Raw genomic sequence first — 18,051 nt, 5'->3', positions numbered from 1 at the left:
TGTTCCGAAGAGCAACCTTACACCCTGTCGAAACTCGCGTTTCGCGGGGGCTGGTTGAGCTCCGGAGGTTTGGGACCACCCACTCTACCACTACTGTGGGAGCTTGGTTCGTGTTCCCGGCGGCCGCTCGGTTTCCCTGGCGACTTGGAGAACTTTACATGGCCGAAAACCGGCCTGAACAGGGGGGTCCCTTAAGACCGCGCCAGCCTCCTGACCTGCGTCGATAGACCGACCAGACCAACGCAGCCCGAGGCGAGCCGACGGCACCCGGTCACTCCGTACGGAGCCGCCCGTGGCTCGCCACCACCGTCAGCACCACCAGCGCCGCCACGAGCACCGCCGCGACGTGGATGGGCGCCGGCCCGAACGAAGCCGCGAGCACCAGCACCGCCGCGACCGGGTAGCCGATCGCGATCTCCCGGCACTCGTTGGTCGGCCCGATGTGCAGCAACCACACGCTCAGCAGGAACACCGCGACCGGCACCGTGACCACCAGCGCCGTGGCGAGACCGCTGAGCTCCGTGTGGTGCGTGTCGTAGTCCACCGCCAGCTCGAGCCCCGTGCCGACCGCCGCGGCCGAGGAGAAGATCAGGTAGTGCCCGTATCCCCAGCTCGACGTGCTCAGCAGCGACGGGTGCCGCACGAGCCGCAGGTGCCCAGGCTGGTCGAAGTAGAGCCACCACATCGAGAACACCAGCACGAGCCCCGCCGCGGCGAGCCCGATGAGCGTGCCCACGTGCTCGCCTTCGGACACGCCCTCCTTCACCGCCGTGGTGGCGCTCAGCACCACCTCGCCGAGCACGATCAGCGTGAAGAGCCCGTACCGCTCGGCGATGTGGTGCGGGTGCCACGAGGTGCCGCCGCGCGACTCGGCCAGGCTCGGCACCGCGAGCTCGCACAGCACCAGCACGGCGAACAGGATCACGGCCGTGGTCTGCGGGAACCCGATCAGCGCGTCGGCGACCCACAACACCTGCACGACGGTGATCCCGCCCGCGTACCAGAGCGCGGTCCTGCGGTTCTCCGGATCGGATTTCGCGGCCCGCAGCCACTGCGTGACCATCGCGAGCCGCATCAGCACGTAGCCGACCATCACCACGCGGAAGTCGCCGGTGAACGCCCGGTCCACGCCGGCCGCGACGGTGAGCCCGCCGGCGATCTGCACGAGCGTGGCCAGCCGATAGGGCACGTCGTCGGTGTCGAACGCCGAGGCGAACCAGCTGAAGTTCAGCCAGCCCCACCAGATCGCGAAGAACACCATCGCGTAGCTGAGGATGCCGTGGCCCACGTGCCCTTCGGCGAGCTCGTGGTGCAGGTCCGCGCTCGCCGCGCCCACCGCGACCACGAAACACAGGTCGAACAGGAGTTCCAGCGGCGTGGACACGCGGTGGTTCTCACCGCTGTCGCGCGCCCTCATCGGCCGGTACCAGACCCGGATCCGCCTGACCGGCAGCATGCCCTGCGACATCAACGCTCCCCGAACTCACCCGACGATCGCCGTCATCCCAGCACGACCGGCGCGAACAGGCGAGCAGAATCCCCCACCGGAGGGTGAAACGGGCGGAAAACGGAGGCGTGAAAGGGCGGGCCCGGTTCCCCCTCTTCCGGACCCGCCCGAACGCCTTCAGCGCACTCCCTCGCCACCCCGGGCATTGCTCCCGGCGGTCGCCGTACGGTCCCCCGCGGACGCCGACGATCCATTGCCTGGGAGGTGACCAAGAGTGTCCATTCCTGGGAACTCCGGAACTCTCAGCCGCTCGGCCGATCGACCCATCCCCGGTCGATCGAACGAAATGCCACTGTAGGTAGCCAAAGTGTCGTGCTGAAGGCTCCATAAGGTCTACCCGGTTGCTCTGAGTAGCACCAGGGTCAAACGTAGCGAGTCACTCGGATGGAGCATCGACGTTCGGCTGAAAGTAGTTCACCGATACTGCTGAGTGATCGTGATCCGCTCACTGTCGGTGAACGTCAGCGGCTGCTTTCGCGGCTTCGCGCTCCTCGTTGCGCGCCGCCCGGACGCGCCGCGCCCGCAGCTCCAGCACCGCCAGCACGAGCGCCACGCAGGTCAGCCCGGCCGAGCAGCACATCGCCGTGGTGAGCGCGAGCGAATAGTCGCGGTGCGTGCCCACCACCACCGACTCGAACACCGACGCCAGCACGGCCGTGCCGATCGCCGTACCGATCCGTTGCCCGGTCTGCAGCGCACCGCCGGCGACGCCCGCCATGGAGGTGGGCACGCATTCGAGCGTGAGCGTGGTGTTCGGCGTGATCACCATGCCGCCGCCGATCCCGCCGATCAGCAGCGGCAGCGCCACCGCGAGCCCGGCGGCCGACGGTGGCACGAGCTCCACCACCAGCGCCACCGCGAGCAGCGACAACACCACCAGGCTCAGCCCCGCGACCGACAACCGGCGGCCGAACCGCGGCACGAGCCGGCCCGCGACCGCCGCTGACACGGCCGAACCGATCGCGAACGACGTGACCGACAGCCCCGACTGCAGCGGCGTGTACCCCAGCCCCTGCTGGAAGAAGAGCGAGAAGACGAGCCAGATCCCGGCGAACCCGCAGAAGTACAGCGCGCCCACCGCGGCACCGGTGGCGTAGCCCGGCGTGCCGGTGAACAGCCGGATGTCGAGCAGCGGCGGCCGGTCGCGCGCCACCACTCGGCGTTCCCACCGCACGAAACCGAATCCGAACACCACCGCGATCGGGAACAGCCACCAGAGTTTCGAGAGGCCACCCTGCTCGGTTTCCACGAGCGGCAGCAGCACTCCGAGCACGGCCACCGCGAGCAGCACGATGCCGGCGAAGTCGATCTGTGAACGCAGCTTCCCCGGCTTGCGCTCGGTCTTCGGCAGCAGCCGCATCGCCAGCACGAACGCGACCGCGCCGACAGGCACGTTCACGTAGAACACCCACCGCCAGCCGCCCGGGTCTCCGAACACCGCGAGGATCACGCCGCCCAGCACCGGCCCCACCGCGGTGGAGATCCCCACGACCGCGCCGAACATGCCGAACGCACGGCCGCGCTCGGCGCCGCGGAAGAGGTCCTGGATCAAGCCGCTGTTCTGCGGCGTGAGCAGGCCGGCCGCGCAGCCCTGCGCGAGCCGCGCGATCACGAGCGTGGTCGGGTCCGGTGCCGCCCCGGCCAACGCGCTCGTGATCACGAACGCGGCCAGCGCGATGAGGAACATCCGGCGCCGGCCCAGCGCGTCGCCGAGCCGGCCGCCGGTGACCAGCACCAGGCCGAACGTGAGCGCGTAGCCCGACACGACCCACTGCACCGTGCCGCTGCCGGTGTTCAGGCCGCGCTGCATCGCCGGCAGCGCCGTGTTGACGATGCTGACGTCGAGCAGCGTCATGAACCCGGCCGTGAGCGTCACGGCGAGCGCCCGCCACCGGCGTGGGTCCGGCACGAACTCCGTCATCAGGTGTTGGCGGTGATCCCGGGGATGCCCTTGAGCTCACCGATGAGCATCGAGCTGACCTTCACCGGGTAGTCGTAGAGCGCGAACACGGTCTGGTTCTTGCCCACGAGCTTCAGGTGCACCGGGGTCTCCCCCTTGTGTGCCAGCAGCGTGGACTTCAGCTCGCTCACCACGGACTGGTCGATCTTCTCGGCCGCGGCCAGCAGCATCAGCGGCGGTTCCTCACCACCGTTGCCGATCTCCGAGAGGTCGAGTGGCACGAGCCCGCCGCCGAACACCGACATCTTGTCCTCGCGCCAGTTGACCCGGCCCTTGACCAGCACCGCGTTGTCCTCGACGAGGTCGGCCGCGAACATCGAGTACGCCTTGGCGAAGAAGAGCACCTCGAGCGCGGCGTCCATGTCCTCGACCGTGCAGATCGCCCACGGCTCGCCCTTCTTGTTCACCCGCCGCTCCAGCGAGGTGAGCAGGCCCGAGATCACGACCTCGCCCTCCTTGGGCGGGTCGGCGAGCAGGGACGCGATCGGCTTGGGCGCGTGTTTGCGCAGGATGCGCTCTGCCCCGTCGAGCGGGTGCGCGGACACGTACAGGCCCAGCATCTCCCGTTCGTAGGCGAGCATCTGCTTGCGCGGGTACTCCTCCTCGCCGAACTTCAGGTGCGCGAGCGGTGAGGACGACGCGGCCGCCTCGCCCGAGTCGTCGTCGCCACCGAACGAGCCGAACAGGTCGAACTGGCCCATCGCCTCCTGGCGCTTGAGCGGCACCACGGCTTCCACCGCGTCCTCGTGCACCTGGATCATCGACAGCCGCGTGTGACCCATCGTGTCGAACCCGCCGGCCTTGATCAGCGACTCGATCACGCGCTTGTTGCAGGCCACCAGCTCCGACTTGTCGAGGAAGTCGGTGAACGTGGAGTACTTGCCCTTCTCCTCGCGCGTCTTGATGACCGACTCCACCACGTTGGCGCCGACGTTGCGCACGGCGCCGAGCCCGAAGCGGATGTCGGTCCCGACGGCCGCGAAGCGCAGGGCCGATTCGTTGACGTCCGGCGGCAGCACCTTGATGCCGAGCCGGCGGCACTCCGACAGGTAGATGGCCGACTTGTCCTTGTTGTCACCCACCGACGTGAGCAGTGCGGCCATGTACTCCGGCGTGTAGTTCGCCTTGAGGTAGGCCGTCCAGTACGCGATCAGGCCGTACGCGGCCGCGTGGCTCTTGTTGAACGCGTAGCCGGCGAACGGGAGGATCGTGTCCCACAGCGCCTTCACCGCTTCGGGCGAAAAGCCGCCTTCGAGCAGCGGGCTGGCCTTCATGCCCTCTTCGAAGCCCTCGTACTCCTTCTCGAGGACTTCCTTCTTCTTCTTGCCCATGGCTCGGCGGAGCGTGTCCGCTCGGCCCATCGTGTAGCCCGCGACCTTCTGCGCGATCTGCATGATCTGCTCTTGGTACACGATCAGGCCGTAGGTCTCGGACAGGATCTCCCGCAGCGGTTCTTCCAGCTCCGGGTGGATCGGCGTGACCTTCTGCCGGTTGTTCTTGCGGTCGGCGTAGTCGTTGTGCGCGTTCATGCCCATCGGGCCGGGGCGGTACAGCGCGAGCACCGCGACGATGTCCTCGAACCCGGTCGGCAGCATGCGGCGCAGCAGGTCGCGCATCGCGCCACCGTCGAGCTGGAACACGCCGAGCGTGTCACCGCGGCCCAGGAGCTTGTAGGCCTCCGGGTCGTCGAAGCCGAGCCGGTCGAGGTCGATCTCCTCGCCGCGGTTGGTCTTGATGTTGGCCAGCGCGTCGCCGATCACCGTGAGGTTGCGCAGGCCCAGGAAGTCCATCTTCAGCAGGCCGATGTTTTCACACGACGGGTAGTCCCAGCCGGTGATGATCGAGCCGTCGTCGCGCTGCCACACCGGGATCGCTTCGGTGAGCGGCTCGCTCGACATGATCACCGCACAGGCGTGCACGCCGGCGTTGCGGATCAGGCCCTCGAGCCCGCGCGCGGTGTCGAAGATGGTCTTGCACTCCTCGTCGGTCTCGACGAGGGTGCGGACCTCCGCGGCTTCGGCGTAGCGCTCGTGCTTGGAGTCGACGATGCCGGACAGCGGGATGTCCTTGGCCATGATCGGCGGCGGCAGCGCCTTGGAGATCCTGTCGGCGATCGAGTAGCCCGGCTGCCCGAAGTGCACGCGGGCCGAGTCCTTGATCGCGGCCTTGGTCTTGATGGTGCCGAACGTGATCACCTGGGCGACGCGGTCGGCGCCGTACTTGTCCGTGGCGTAGCGGATCATCTCGCCGCGCCGCCGGTCGTCGAAGTCGATGTCGATATCGGGCATCGACATGCGCTCGGGGTTCAGGAACCGCTCGAACAGCAGCTTCTGCGGGATCGGGTCGAGGTTCGTGATGCCCAGCGCGTACGCGACGAGCGCGCCGGCGGCGGAACCACGGCCCGGGCCGACCAGGATGCCGACCTCGCGCGCGTGCTGGATGAGGTCGGCGACGATGAGGAAGTAGGCCGGGAAGCCCTTCTGCTCGATCACGCCGAGCTCGTAGTCGCAGCGCTCCTCGTAGCCGTCGGGCACGCCGGCCGGGAATCGCCAGTTCAGGCCCTCGGCCACCTGGTGCCGCAGCCACGTGGCCTCGCTGTGGCCCTCGGGCACCTCGAAGACCGGCATGCGGTCCTTGTGCGAGTAGACCTCTTCGTAGGACTGCACGCGCTCGGCGATCAGCAGCGTGCTGTCGGCCGCGCCCGGCACTTCCTTGTCCCAGTACTCGCGCATCTCCTCGGCCGACTTGAGGAAGTAGCCGTCGCCGTCGAACTTGAACCGGGTCGGGTCGTTGAGCGTCTTGCCGGCCTGCACGCACAGCAGCGCCGAGTGCGTGTCGGCCTGGTCCTTGGTGACGTAGTGCGAGTCGTTGGTGGCGAGCGGCTTGAGGTCGAGCAGCTTGCCGACCTCGAGCAGGCCCTCGCGCACGGACCGCTCGATCGGCAGGCCGTGGTCCATCAGCTCGAGGAAGAAGTTGTCGGCGCCGAAGATGTCCTTGTAGTCCGACGCGGCCTGGATCGCGGCCTCGCGCTGGCCCAGCCGCAGGCGGGTCTGCACCTCGCCCGACGGGCAGCCGGTGGTGGCGATGATGCCGTGGTGGTTCTCGGCGATCAGCTCGCGGTCCATGCGCGGCTTGCGGTAGTAGCCCTGGATCGACGCGAGCGACGAGAGCTTGAACAGGTTCCGCAGCCCGGTGGCGTTCTCCGCCAGCATCGTCATGTGGGTGTAGGCACCGGCACCGGAGACGTCGCCGCCCTCGCCCAGCTCGTCGGAGCCACGCTGGCTGGCCTGGCCCCAGAACACCGGCTTCTTGTGGAAGCGGCTCTCCGGCGCGATGTAGGCCTCGATGCCGATGATCGGCTTCAGCCCGTGCTTCTTGGAGCTCTGGTAGAACTCGTCGCCGCCGTACATGTTGCCGTGGTCGGTCATGCCCACCGCGGGCATGCCCAGCCTCGCCGCCTCGGCGAAGAGAGGTCCGATCTTCGCCGCACCGTCGAGCATCGAGTACTCGGTGTGGACGTGCAGGTGGACGAAGGAATCGTTCGACACCAGCGAAAACCTCCCCTAAGCAGACGGCTTCCCGGTTGTTGCTGCGGCGCGGCCCGGGGTCCTCCACCCTAGTCCGCGCTCGCGCTGTGCGGCTCGGTAGGGATCCTCTCTCCTCACCCGCCCGCCGCGCCCGCCGACATGCCGCCCGGGGCCGGCGAAACCTTCGCCGGGGTGATCACCGCGCCGGCCCGCCGGCCCGGTTCGGCACTCCCGGTGACGGAGGGGGTGCGGGGTGGTGCCGCGGCCCCCTGACTGCCGTCGTCGGCGACGCCGTGGCTCCCGCTCGTCCTCGAGATCCACACCACCAGGAGCAGCACGAGCAACGCCAGCACGCCGACGAACAGGGCGCAGCCGAGCACCGCGGCGGGACCGGCCTGCCGCGGCGGGCCGGCCGGAGGACGGGCATCGGGCTCGCCGTTCGTCGGTGTGCTGGTGTCGCGCACGACCCGATCGTCCCACTCGGCACCGACAAAATCCGGGGCCCGCGAAACCACCCTCGGCGAGTGAACCGCCCCACACGATCACTGGTGATTCCCCCAGTCCCGACGTGGGAACGCCCCACTGGACTTGACACCACTTCGGCGGAACTTCACGATCTCGTTCCATGAACCTGTCTGACAGCCAGACAGCCGGACAAGGCCCCCGTCGCGTGAGCGCCATGGAGGCCGTGCTGGCCTACCTGCGCCGGGCGATCGAACGCGGCGAGTACGCCGTGGGCGACAAGCTGCCGTCCGAAGCCGCGCTGAGCAAGGAGTTCGAGGTCAGCCGCTCGGTGATCCGGGAGGCGCTGCGCGGGCTGCAGGCGCTGGGGCTCACCGTGTCGCGCACCGGCAAGGGCACCTTCGTGACCGCGACCGGCCCGGCCGAGAACCCCACGTTCGGCGGCTATTCGGCGCGCGACCTCGTGGAGGTGCGCCGCCACGTCGAGATCCCCGTGGCCGGCTACGCCGCCCTGCGCCGCGACGCCGACCACCTCGACCTGCTCGAGCACCTCGCCGAGCGGATGGAACTCGAGACCGACAACACCGCGTGGGTGGCACTCGACTCGCTTTTTCACATCACCATCGCCCAGGCCTCGGGCAACCCCGTGTTCGCCAAGGTCATCGAGGAGATCCGCGACGCGCTGGCCCGCCAGAGCGCCTTCCTCAACCAGCTGGGCGGGCGGCGCGTGGAGTCGAACGTGGAGCACCGGCGGATCGTCACGGCGATCACCGAGGGCGCCGAAGAGGCCGCCGTGGCCGCGATGACGACGCACCTCGCGCACGTCGAGCAGGCGCTGACCACCATCGTGCGGCCGAACCGCACCGCGAAGCAGAAGAGGACCGACTGACCCCGTGAGCGAACAGACCCTGCCGGCCGAGCAGCACGCGGACGCGGGCGACGCCGGTTACGACAAGGCGCTGAAATCGCGCCACATCTCGATGATCGCGATCGGCGGCGCCATCGGCACCGGCTTGTTCCTCGGCGCGGGCGGCCGGCTCGCGCAGGCCGGGCCGGCGCTGGCGATCGTGTACGCCGTGTGCGGGCTCTTCGCGTTCTTCGTGGTGCGCGCGCTCGGCGAGCTGATCCTGCACCGTCCGTCCTCGGGTGCGTTCGTGTCCTACGCGCGCGAGTTCATGGGCGAGAAGGGCGCGTACGTCGCCGGCTGGATGCACTTCCTGAACTGGTCGACCACCGGCATCGCCGACATCACCGCGATCGCGCTCTACGCCCACTTCTGGTCGTTCTTCGCGCCGATCCCGCAGTGGGTGCTGGCGCTGATCGCGCTGGCCGTGGTGCTCACGCTGAACCTGGTCTCGGTGAAGCTGTTCGGCGAGATGGAGTTCTGGTTCGCGATCGTCAAGGTCGCCGCGCTGGTGCTGTTCCTGGTCATCGGCATCGTGCTGCTGGTCACGCAGCACCCGATCGACGGCCTCGCGCCCGGCCCGCAGCTCATCGCCGACCACGGCGGGATCTTCCCGGTCGGGATCGTGCCGATGATCCTCATCGTGCAGGGCGTGGTGTTCGCGTACGCGTCGGTGGAGCTGGTCGGCGTGGCGGCGGGCGAGACGGAGAACCCGCAGAAGATCATGCCCAAGGCGATCAACTCGATCATGTGGCGCATCGCCGTGTTCTACGTCGGCTCGGTCGTGCTGCTGGCGATGCTGATGCCGTGGAACTCCTACACCGGCGACGAAAGCCCGTTCGTGACCGTGCTCTCGCACCTCGGCGTACCGGCCGCGGGCAGCGTGATGAACCTCGTGGTGCTCACGGCGGCGATGTCGAGCCTCAACTCGGGCCTGTACTCCACCGGCCGCATCCTGCGCTCGATGTCGGTGGCCGGTTCGGCGCCGAAGTTCACCGGCGTGATGAACCGCAACCAGGTGCCCTACGGCGGCATCCTGCTCACCGCGTCGGTGTGCGTGCTCGGCGTGGGGCTGAACTACGTGGTGCCGAAGGACGCGTTCGAGATCGTGCTGAACTTCGCGGCGATCGGCATCCTCGCCACGTGGGCGATCATCGTGCTCTGCCACCTGGTGTTCGTCCGGAAGACCCGCACCGGCGCGCTGACCCGGCCGTCGTTCCGGCTGCCGGGCTCGCCGTGGACCGAGATCACGACGCTGGTGTTCCTCGCCGCCGTGGTGGTGCTGATGGCCTTCGACGAGACCGGCCGGATCACGCTGCTGGCGCTGCCGGTGATCGCGGTGGCCCTGGTGATCGGCTGGTTCTGCGTGCGCAAGCGCATCGACATGAGTGCGTTCGAGAGGGCCGAATCGTGAACTCGCCCGAGCAGCGCGTGCCGCGGCACGTGCCACTCGTCCACCTCCTGCGCGACGGCATGGTCGAGGGCGTGCACCACGGCTCCGTGATCGCGCTCGCGCCCGACGGGTCCACGCTCTTCGCCGCGGGCGACCCGGATGTCGCGATGTACCCGCGCTCCACGGCGAAGCCGCTGCAGGCCACCGCGATGGCGCGCCTGGGCCTGCGGCTGCCGTCGCCGGGGTTCGCGATCTCCGCCGCCAGCCACTCCGGCGAGCGCCGGCACCTCGACGCCGCGGCGGCCGTGCTGGCCGGCCACGGCTTCACCGCCGAAGACCTCGGCAACCCGGCCGATTTCCCGTTCGACCCCGTCGAGCGCGACGCGTGGGTCGCCGAGGGCCGGCAGCCGGCGAAGCTCGCGCACAACTGCTCCGGCAAGCACGCCGCGATGCTCGCCACCTGCCGTGAACAGGGCTGGGATCCGCGCACCTACCTCGATCCCGAGCACCCGCTGCAGCTCGCGATCCGCGCGACCGTGGAGGACCTCACCGGACAGCCCGTGGCGCGGGTGGCCGTGGACGGGTGCGGGGCGCCGCTCTTCGCGCTGTCGCTGCGCGGGCTCGCGCGGGCGGCCGCGAAGCTGGCCACCGCGGCCTCCGGCACGCCGGAAAGCCTGGTGGCGCAAGGGATCCGGCAGCACCCCGACCTCGTGGGCGGCACCCGCCGCGACGTGACCGCGCTGATGCGCGCGGTGCCGGGCCTTCTCGCGAAGGACGGCTTCGAGGCCGTGCAGCTCGCCGCGCTGCCCGACGGCACGGCCGTGGCGCTGAAGATCGCCGACGGCGGCGACCGCGCCCGGCCCGCCGTGCTCGCGGCCGCGCTGGCGCAGTGCGGGGTGGACGCCGAGGTGCTCGAACCGTTCACGAGCCCGGCGCTGCGCGTGACGGAGGAACTCCGGGGCCGCCCGCGCGCTGCGTGACCCACCTCACTCGGGACGGGTAGCTTCGAAGACGTCCGGCTCGGTCCAACGAGGGGTGAACCAGTGCTCAACCGCATCGCCGATCTTCTGCTCGGGCTCCCGAAATCCGAGGGCCCCGCGCCCGTCGCGACGAAGGGCCTGCGCATCCCGATGCCCGACGGCGTGCACCTGGTCGCCGACCGCTACGCGCCCGCCGGCCTGAAGTCGGGCCCGGTCGTGCTGGTCCGCACGCCGTACGGCCGCACCGGGCCGCTCGCCGCCCTGTTCGGCAGCACGTTCGCCCGCCAGGGCCTGCAGACGGTGGTCCAGAGCACCCGCGGCACCTTCGGGTCCGAGGGCGAGTTTCGGCCGTTCCACCTCGAGCGCGAAGACGGCGTCGCCACCGCCGAGTGGCTGCGCGCGCAGCCGTGGTGCGACGGCCGGCTCGCCACGGCGGGCGCGAGCTACCTCGGGCACACGCAATGGGCGCTCGGGCCCTACCTCGACCCGCCGCTCGAGGCGATGGCGCTGGCCGTGACGGCTTCGGAGTTCGTGACCACGTTCTACCCGGGCGGGGTGCTCGCGGCGGACAACATGGTGTCGTGGTCGGCGATGATCGGCCGGCAGGAGGAGCGGTTCGCGGCGGTGCCCAACCCGCTGCAGGCGCGCCGAACCCGCCAGGCGATGGGGCACCTGCCGATCAACGCCGCCGACGTCGCCGCGATCGGCAAGCAGGTGCTGTTCCTGCGCGACGTGACCACCCACGCCGAGCCGGGTGACGACTACTGGGCGATGTCCGACCACAGCGCGGAAGTGGCCGGGCTGACCGTGCCCGTGAGCATGGTCACCGGGTGGTACGACCTGTTCATCCAGGGCCAGCTGCGCGACTTCCGCACGATGCAGGACGCCGGGCACGCCCCGCGGCTCACGATCGGCCCGTGGGCCCACGGCGACCCGGCCAGCCTGCGCGTGACCGTGCAGGACCAGATCGGGTTCCTGCGCGCGCACCTGCTCGGCGACCACGCGCAGCTGCAGCGCTCCCCCGTGCGCCTGTTCCTGCAGCAGGCCGCGACCTGGCTCGACTTCGACGCGTGGCCGCCGGAGTCCACGGCCACCGACTCGCACCTGCGGCCCATCGGCGGCCTCGGCGAGGTGACCGACGGCGAGGCCCTGCCGACCACGTTCACCTACGACCCCGCCGACCCGACGCCGGCCGTCGGCGGGCCCCTGCTCACCGGCAAGAACAAGCAGCAGGACAACAACGCGGTCGAGGCCCGCGACGACGTGCTCGTGTTCACCGGCGAGCCGCTGATCGCCGACCTCGACCTGATCGGCGAAGTGAGCGCCACCGTGTTCGTGCGCACCGAACTGGGCCACGCCGACGTTTACGTGCGCATCTGCGACGTCGACCAGGACGGGCGTTCGGCGAACGTCACGGACGGGATCGTGCGGCTGCGGCCCGGGGTGCCCGCGGCGGACGCGGACGGGGTCGTTTCGGCTCAGGTGACGCTCGACCCGACGGCCTACCGGTTCCGCCGCGGCCACCGGTTGCGCGTGCAGGTGGCGGGTGGCGCGTTCCCGCGCTTCGCGCGTAACCACGGCACCGGCGAGGCGGTGGCGAACGCTGTGGACGGGAAGCCGAACCGGTTCGAGATCTTCCATGACGCGGCGCATCCGTCTCGGGTCACGTTGCCGGTGTTCACGCGCTGAAGTTCACCCGCTGAACGGCACCGCTCGCTGGTGAGTGGTGAGCCGGCCGTCGTCGTGCACCACGTGCAGGAGCAGTGACGGCGGCCGGTCGAGCTCGAGCGGCCCGCCCTCGGCCCAGCTGCGGTCGGCGCCGGGCTCGACCGGCAGCAGCGACCCGGACACCACCCCGGGGGCGACGCGCATCGGGTAAGCCGTTCTCCGTGGTCGTGCGGTGTGACGTGGCTGCAGAGCACGGTGAGCACGTTGTCGTGGTGCCGCAGTACGTCGGCGAAGCGTTCTTCGCCGGTCTGGTGGTGCCGCAGTACGTCGGCGAAGTGTTCTTCGCCGGTCTGGCGGATCGCATCTACGAGTAGCACGCCGACATCGGCCCGACGGAAGGCGCTGAGTGCGGGGCCACCGACATCAGGCGCAGCCTGCGGTTGGCCCGAAGTTATCCACATCCCGCCCCGCCGAGCCTGAGTTGTCCACAGATTCCTCGCAAGCTGTTTTCAGGACCCTGACCTCGGTAAACTGGAATAGGGCGGCCCCCCAGGGAGGGTGGGGTTTGTCAGGCGGGGGTTGGGCTTTTCAGGCAGGGGGCAGGCTTGTCAGGCGGGGTTGCGCGGCGAGCGCGGGGGTTGTCCGGCGACGTGAATTGGCGGGGATCAGACGGTTTTCGAACCAACCCGAGCATTTTCATAAAAGCGGCTTCGCGCCCGACCGAACCCGTGTCCGGCCCGGCAAGCAGGCTCCCGAGCACCGCCAACCCGACGCCGGCGAAATCTGCTCGGGACAACACCATCTGAGAGGCCGATCGGCACGCTGACCGGCGTGCTCAGCTCCGTTCGAGGTACCCCAGTGCCTTGACCCAGTTGCGCACGAGCAGCGTCGTCGCGCGCGGTACGTCTTCCGCCCGCAGCGCTTCGGCGATCCCCCGGTGCTCGGCGATGCTCTCGGCCGTGCGTTCCGGTCCGCCAAAGTACACGGACTCGTAGCGGTTGAGCAGCGGTTTCGTCTGTTCGATCAAGCGCAGCAGGTGCGGGTTGCCGCAGCGCGAGAGCAGCAGGGCGTGCCAGCGATCGTCCACAGCGGACAGATCGGCGCCCGCGGGCAGGGCCGCCATCTCGTCGGCGATCGCGTCGAGGGCGTCGGGCAGGAGCGTGAGGTCCAGCGGCGAGGTCCAGCGCAGGGCGAGCGATTCGAGCTCCGCCACCAGCGGGTAGAGCCGCCGGGCCTCTTCCGGGTCGAGCGGCGCGACGAGGAACCCGCGGCCGGGCGCGGCGACCAGCAGCCCGCGGTCGGCGAGCCCGATCAGCGCCTCACGCAACGGCGTGCGGCTCACGCCGAGCTCGCGCGCCAGGTGCACCTCGTTGATCCGCGCGTCGAGCCGGCCGTCGAGCACACGCGCGGTGATCTCCTCGATGAGCTCGCCGCGCAGGAGTCGCTTGGTCATCGGCGCAGTATTGCATACAGATGATCACTACTGTATTCAGTTCACATGGTCAGCATCCAGCCCGCCGACGTCGCCCGCGCCCGCACCGAGACGCCCGGCTGCACCGGCGTCGTCCACTTCAACAACGCGGGTTCGGCGCTGCCGCCGGCCCGGGTCACCGACACGATGGTCGACTACCTGAGGGCCGAAGCGCTGGTCGGCGGCTACGAGGCCGCCGCGGCGGCGGCCGAGCGCACCCAGGCCGTGTACACGTCCGTGGCGCGGCTGATCAACGCAGCGGCCGAGGACATCGCGATCACCGACAACGCGACCCGCTCGTGGCAGGCGGTGTTCTACGCGCTGCGCTTCGGCGCGGGTGATCGGATCCTGACCTCGCGCGCCGAGTACGCGAGCAACGCGATCGCCTACCTGCAGGTCGCGCGCCGCACCGGGGCGCGCGTGGAGGTGGTCGCCGACGACGAGAGCGGTCAGCTCGACGTGGCCGACCTGCGGCGGCTGATCGACGACGACGTGAAGCTCATCGCGGTGAGCCACGTGCCCACCCAGGGCGGGTTGGTGAACCCGGCCGAGGAGATCGGCGCGGTCGCGCGCGCGGCCGGGATCCCGTTCCTGCTCGACGCGTGCCAGTCGGCCGGCCAGCTCGACCTCGACGTCGAGCGGCTGCAGTGCGACGCGCTTTCGGCCACCGGGCGCAAGTACCTGCGCGGGCCGCGCGGCACCGGCTTCCTCTACGTGCACCCGCGGCTGCGCGAGCGGCTCGAGCCGGCGATGCTCGACCTGCACTCGGCGAGCTGGGAGTCGCCGGCCGAGTACGTGGTCGACCCGACAGCCAAGCGCTTCGAGGTGTGGGAGCGCGACTACGCGGCCGTGCTGGGGCTCGGCGCGGCCGTGGACTACGCGCTGGAATGGGGCCTGCCCGCGATCGAGGACCGCGTGGGCGCGTTGGGCGCGACGCTGCGCGCGCGGCTGGGCGAGCTCGACGGTGTGCGGGTGCACGACGTCGGCGCGCGCCGCTGCGGGCTCGTGTCCTTCAGCCTCGACGGCCTCGGCGCCGAGCAGGTGAAGCTGCGGCTTTCCGCGGCGAAGATCAACACGAGCGTGACCCACGCGACGTCGGCGCAGTACGACTTCACTGCGCGCGACCTGCCCGACCTGGTCCGCGCGTCGGCGCACTACTACAACACCGAAGGCGAGATCGACCTGCTGGTGAGCGAGGTGGCGAAGCTGACCCGGGCGCGCTAGCCGGCGAACCAGCCCGCGACGTCGAGCCGGAAGCCGCCGCCGGCCATGGCGCGCAGGTCGGCCTCGAGGGCGCGGACGCGGTCGGCGCCGAGCTCGGTCACCCAGTTCGCGCGCAGCGTTTCGAAGATCGCCGCGGAGCGGGTGAGGGAGTCGAGGCCGCGCGGGGTGAGCCGCACGAGCTTGCGGCGGGCGTCCTCGGGGTCGTCGGCGCGCTCGGCGTACCCGAGCTGCTCCAGGCGGTCGACGGTCTTGCCCGCGGCCTGCTTCGACACCCCCAGCCGCTTGCCCAGCTCCGACGCCGTGGCCCCGCGCGGCCCGATGGCCTGCATCGCGAAGCCGAACGCCGGCCGCACGTCGGGGTGACCCTGGCGCGCGAGCTCGGCGTGCAGGTCGTCGATGAGCGTGCGGAAGCCCGAGAACAGCAGCAGCGGCAGCTCGAAGCCGGGCGCGTCAGCCATGCCGCTTGCCAAATTCGACAACCAGGTTTACCTTCTGGAATTCGACAACCACGTTGACGACTTTACCCCAGGAGGGTTCCGTGCCGCACTTCCCCGAGCACACTGCCGAGACCGCCCCGCCGGCCGCCCGCCGCGCCCTGGCGGCAACCGAAGCACAGTTCGGCTCGCTGCCCGCCGCCGTCGCGCGGCTGGCGACGTCGCCGGAGCTGCTGAACGGGTTCCTCAAGCTCAGCACCCTGTTCGAGACCACCACGCTGTCGCCGCTGGAACGCGAGACCCTGATCCTCGTGGTGGCCACGCGCAACAGCTGCCACTTCTGCGTCGCCCTGCACACCGCGAAACTCGTCCACCTCGACGCGCCGGCGCCGTTGATCTCGGCGCTCCGCTCGTCCACACCCCTGCCGGACCCGCGCCTCGAAGCCCTGCGCCTCTTCGTACTCTCCGCGCTCGCCACCACCGGCGCGGTCCCGCCCGCCGACCTGGACGCCTTCCTCACCGCCGGCTACACGCCCCGGCAAGCCTTGGAAGTGGTCCTGGGCATCGGTACCTACACGCTGTCCACCTTCGCCAACCGCCTCGTCGACGCTCCCCTGCACCCGACCCTGGCCGCCCATGCCTGGATCGCCGCCTGAGCTGACATTCACCCGTTTGCCGCACCCCCTCGACGTATCCCCCGCCGCCCCCACGCCTCCTGAACAACGTTCACCCGTCACCGGGGGTCCGGTCGGGCTTGTCGAGGGGGCAGGCCCGACCGGAGACGGGTCGACACAGGATGGCGCGGGAGTCAGTACGGGGGCGCGGGCGCGAAGCCGGGCGGAGTGAGTTCGGTCCACTCCCGGTAGTGCTTGTACGCCTCACGGATGGCGAAGGCCGCGGCGAGGATCGCGATGATCCAGCCGGTGATGCCTTGCGGGAGGGCGTAGTCGCCGTTCGGGGCGGTGAGGTAGCCGTAGACGTAGTTGCCGGCGAGGTAGAGCAGGCCCATCCACGGCTGGGCACCGCGGGTCATGATGTTGAGGCACGTGATCGAGCCGAGCAGGATGCCGGAGCAACCGACGACGGCGCCGACGACCTCGAGGCCGGCACCTCGGTCGAGGGCGACGCCGATGAGCACCAGGGCAATGGCGCCGAGGGACGTCGGGCGAGAGACGGCGCGCCAGGCGGAGCGGCGGGTGGACCAGTTGGCCATCATGAGCAGCAGGATCGAGAAGCTCACGACCGCAGGTCCGGCGAGAACGCCGAAGCCGCCGGTGAGGAGTTCGTCCGAGGTGGGGCGGTCGTTGTCGGTGAAGAGGCGGGGCACGATCGCGCCGGCGAACAGCAGGGCGTCGACGAGGGTGCCGACGAGCCAGAGCCGAGTCGCCTTGATCGGCCTCGGCGGCTCGGGCTCGTTCAGGACCACGATGCCGGCTGCCTCCAGCTGCAGGACTTCGTGGCGCTCCCGGAAGCGCCACGAGTAGTACCCCGCCGCCGCCAGCAGCACGAGTCCCGCGAACAGGAACAGGATGGGGTCCGGGAAGTCCGCGTACGCCTGGAGGCTCGCCCGCGACTTCGCCTCATCGAGAGCGCTGTCGACGACGGCGGTGCCGGCCACGGCCCCGAAACCCACCGCGGTCAGCAACCACGCGGCCAGCGTGAGCGGAAACGCCGGCGAAAACCCCACGCGCCCCCGCCGCACCGACGCGTCCACGTACCGCGCCGACGCCACCTTTCGCACCGCTCGGAGCACCACCACGCCGACCGCCGCGATGCCCGCCACGACCAACGCCGATGTCCACTCGACGCTCGCCCGCTTCAGCGCTGTCTCGGCGACGACCAACGTGCCCACCATCGTGCTGAACACCAGCACGGCAATCCCGAACGTCGAACTGACCCGTCGATACGCCCGCTGCGCGTCCACCTGCCCACCCCCACGGACCAGGACCCCTCCGGCCACGCCACCCCACCCTAAGACCCTGCGCCACGGCCGACCACGCCCCGCTCCCCACCGACCACCAACCGTTACAACCACTCCGGTCAGGCGCCCCACCCAAGGCACGCGCACTCCACGAGCACCCTCCACCCAGGGAACCGGGCTTCGAGAGGCTGTACACCAGCGAAGACGGGTCCGTGGCCTGCCGCATCACGCCGAACGCACCCACGAAGGCGACCACCGGTTGGGGGGTCCGGGGGGCGAAGCCCCTCCGGGCGGGGTTTGGGGGTTGCACCCGCAAAAGACGCCCCGCTTCGACCCGGCCCGCGCTTTCCGCGGGCACACTCCACCCAGAGAAGCGGGTGGGCGACGTTGAGGTCTACACACACCCTTCGCGCCCAGTTCAACGACTGCTGAAACTGGCTGCCAGGTGGCCTGAACTGCCGGAACTCTCCCGCACCGTACTCGCTCGGCCGCGAAGCGCCCGATAACTCCGGCGTGCCGAGGTTGACGCCCTGGTCGAGGGCTACCGCTCTGGAGCCACCGTCCGCCAGCTCGCGGCTCGCTTCGGCAGCGCCCGGTCTA

Annotated in this window: 15 protein-coding genes; 7 read left to right on the top strand and 8 right to left on the bottom strand. The window is 70.2% G+C overall.

Annotation, left to right across the window (positions count from 1 at the left end):
* Positions 1 to 271 precede the first annotated feature (271 nt).
* The 4 genes from VSH64_RS48445 to VSH64_RS48430 all read right to left on the bottom strand — a co-directional run bounded on the left by VSH64_RS48445 (position 272) and on the right by VSH64_RS48430 (position 7,458).
* Positions 272 to 1,468: a low temperature requirement protein A gene (locus VSH64_RS48445; protein WP_326569482.1), complete on the bottom strand. Its 1,197-nt coding sequence runs from the start codon at positions 1,466 to 1,468 to the stop codon at positions 272 to 274.
* A 484-nt stretch (positions 1,469 to 1,952) separates the two neighbouring features.
* Complete coding sequence (locus VSH64_RS48440; RefSeq protein ID WP_326569481.1) at positions 1,953 to 3,428, bottom strand: MFS transporter; 1,476 nt, start codon at positions 3,426 to 3,428, stop codon at positions 1,953 to 1,955.
* Entirely contained in the window at positions 3,428 to 7,015 is a 3,588-nt protein-coding gene (gene dnaE / locus VSH64_RS48435; RefSeq protein ID WP_326569480.1) for a DNA polymerase III subunit alpha, read from the bottom strand. Before dnaE ends, VSH64_RS48440 begins: the two co-directional genes overlap by 1 nt.
* Positions 7,016 to 7,128: 113 nt before the next feature.
* Positions 7,129 to 7,458, bottom strand: a complete 330-nt coding sequence (locus VSH64_RS48430) for a hypothetical protein (RefSeq protein WP_326569479.1) — start codon at positions 7,456 to 7,458, stop codon at positions 7,129 to 7,131.
* 215 nt (positions 7,459 to 7,673) lie between these two features.
* Here VSH64_RS48430 and VSH64_RS48425 point away from each other — a divergent pair, with 215 nt between their 5' ends.
* The 4 genes from VSH64_RS48425 to VSH64_RS48410 all read left to right on the top strand — a co-directional run bounded on the left by VSH64_RS48425 (position 7,674) and on the right by VSH64_RS48410 (position 12,422).
* Complete coding sequence (locus VSH64_RS48425) at positions 7,674 to 8,345, top strand: FadR/GntR family transcriptional regulator (RefSeq protein WP_326838232.1); 672 nt, start codon at positions 7,674 to 7,676, stop codon at positions 8,343 to 8,345.
* Between the two features lie 4 nt (positions 8,346 to 8,349).
* The gene (locus VSH64_RS48420) at positions 8,350 to 9,774 is read left to right on the top strand and encodes an amino acid permease (protein ID WP_326569478.1); all 1,425 of its coding nucleotides are present in this window, start codon (positions 8,350 to 8,352) and stop codon (positions 9,772 to 9,774) included.
* Positions 9,771 to 10,733, top strand: coding sequence for an asparaginase (locus VSH64_RS48415; RefSeq protein ID WP_326569477.1), 963 nt, complete (start codon positions 9,771 to 9,773; stop codon positions 10,731 to 10,733). Before VSH64_RS48420 ends, VSH64_RS48415 begins: the two co-directional genes overlap by 4 nt.
* A 63-nt stretch (positions 10,734 to 10,796) precedes the next feature.
* The gene (locus VSH64_RS48410; RefSeq protein ID WP_326569476.1) at positions 10,797 to 12,422 is read left to right on the top strand and encodes a CocE/NonD family hydrolase; all 1,626 of its coding nucleotides are present in this window, start codon (positions 10,797 to 10,799) and stop codon (positions 12,420 to 12,422) included.
* A gap of 3 nt (positions 12,423 to 12,425) precedes the next feature.
* Here the strand turns inward: VSH64_RS48410 and VSH64_RS48405 are convergent, their stop codons facing one another.
* Positions 12,426 to 12,605 (bottom strand): hypothetical protein, encoded by a 180-nt coding sequence (locus VSH64_RS48405; protein WP_326569475.1) that lies wholly within the window; start codon positions 12,603 to 12,605, stop codon positions 12,426 to 12,428.
* Positions 12,606 to 12,640: 35 nt separating this feature from the next.
* Here VSH64_RS48405 and VSH64_RS48400 point away from each other — a divergent pair, with 35 nt between their 5' ends.
* The gene (locus VSH64_RS48400) at positions 12,641 to 12,775 is read left to right on the top strand and encodes a hypothetical protein (protein ID WP_326569474.1); all 135 of its coding nucleotides are present in this window, start codon (positions 12,641 to 12,643) and stop codon (positions 12,773 to 12,775) included.
* 461 nt (positions 12,776 to 13,236) lie between these two features.
* Here VSH64_RS48400 and VSH64_RS48395 read toward each other — a convergent pair whose 3' ends face one another.
* Positions 13,237 to 13,854: a GntR family transcriptional regulator gene (locus VSH64_RS48395; RefSeq protein WP_326569473.1), complete on the bottom strand. Its 618-nt coding sequence runs from the start codon at positions 13,852 to 13,854 to the stop codon at positions 13,237 to 13,239.
* Between the two features lie 45 nt (positions 13,855 to 13,899).
* On the opposite strand from VSH64_RS48395, the gene VSH64_RS48390 reads away from it, so the two are divergent.
* The gene (locus tag VSH64_RS48390) at positions 13,900 to 15,096 is read left to right on the top strand and encodes an aminotransferase class V-fold PLP-dependent enzyme (RefSeq protein WP_326569472.1); all 1,197 of its coding nucleotides are present in this window, start codon (positions 13,900 to 13,902) and stop codon (positions 15,094 to 15,096) included.
* Here the strand turns inward: VSH64_RS48390 and VSH64_RS48385 are convergent.
* Positions 15,093 to 15,554, bottom strand: a complete 462-nt coding sequence (locus VSH64_RS48385; protein ID WP_326569471.1) for a MarR family winged helix-turn-helix transcriptional regulator — start codon at positions 15,552 to 15,554, stop codon at positions 15,093 to 15,095. The genes VSH64_RS48390 and VSH64_RS48385 overlap by 4 nt on opposite strands.
* An 80-nt stretch (positions 15,555 to 15,634) precedes the next feature.
* Here VSH64_RS48385 and VSH64_RS48380 point away from each other — a divergent pair, with 80 nt between their 5' ends.
* Positions 15,635 to 16,186 (top strand): carboxymuconolactone decarboxylase family protein, encoded by a 552-nt coding sequence (locus tag VSH64_RS48380; protein WP_326569470.1) that lies wholly within the window; start codon positions 15,635 to 15,637, stop codon positions 16,184 to 16,186.
* Positions 16,187 to 16,338: 152 nt separating this feature from the next.
* Here VSH64_RS48380 and VSH64_RS48375 read toward each other — a convergent pair whose 3' ends face one another.
* Complete coding sequence (locus tag VSH64_RS48375) at positions 16,339 to 17,454, bottom strand: hypothetical protein (protein ID WP_326569469.1); 1,116 nt, start codon at positions 17,452 to 17,454, stop codon at positions 16,339 to 16,341.
* Positions 17,455 to 18,051: the final 597 nt, after the last annotated feature.

Source organism: Amycolatopsis rhabdoformis, from assembly GCF_035918295.1.
GTDB classification, from domain to species: domain Bacteria; phylum Actinomycetota; class Actinomycetes; order Mycobacteriales; family Pseudonocardiaceae; genus Amycolatopsis; species Amycolatopsis rhabdoformis.
The sequence above is the reverse complement of the archived record's forward strand: the minus strand, read 5'-3'. Positions and strand labels throughout refer to the sequence as shown.

What these genes read in the sequence shown, in the direction of transcription:
- VSH64_RS48405 (WP_326569475.1), bottom strand. Translation starts at nt 12,605, where the DNA reads ATGCGCGTCGCCCCCGGGGTGGTGTCCGGGTCGCTGCTGCCGGTCGAG.
- VSH64_RS48445 (WP_326569482.1), bottom strand. Translation starts at nt 1,468, where the DNA reads ATGTCGCAGGGCATGCTGCCGGTCAGGCGGATCCGGGTCTGGTACCGG.
- VSH64_RS48425 (WP_326838232.1), top strand. Translation starts at nt 7,674, where the DNA reads ATGGAGGCCGTGCTGGCCTACCTGCGCCGGGCGATCGAACGCGGCGAG.
- VSH64_RS48440 (WP_326569481.1), bottom strand. Translation starts at nt 3,428, where the DNA reads ATGACGGAGTTCGTGCCGGACCCACGCCGGTGGCGGGCGCTCGCCGTG.
- VSH64_RS48395 (WP_326569473.1), bottom strand. Translation starts at nt 13,854, where the DNA reads ATGACCAAGCGACTCCTGCGCGGCGAGCTCATCGAGGAGATCACCGCG.
- VSH64_RS48385 (WP_326569471.1), bottom strand. Translation starts at nt 15,554, where the DNA reads ATGGCTGACGCGCCCGGCTTCGAGCTGCCGCTGCTGCTGTTCTCGGGC.
- VSH64_RS48390 (WP_326569472.1), top strand. Translation starts at nt 13,900, where the DNA reads ATGGTCAGCATCCAGCCCGCCGACGTCGCCCGCGCCCGCACCGAGACG.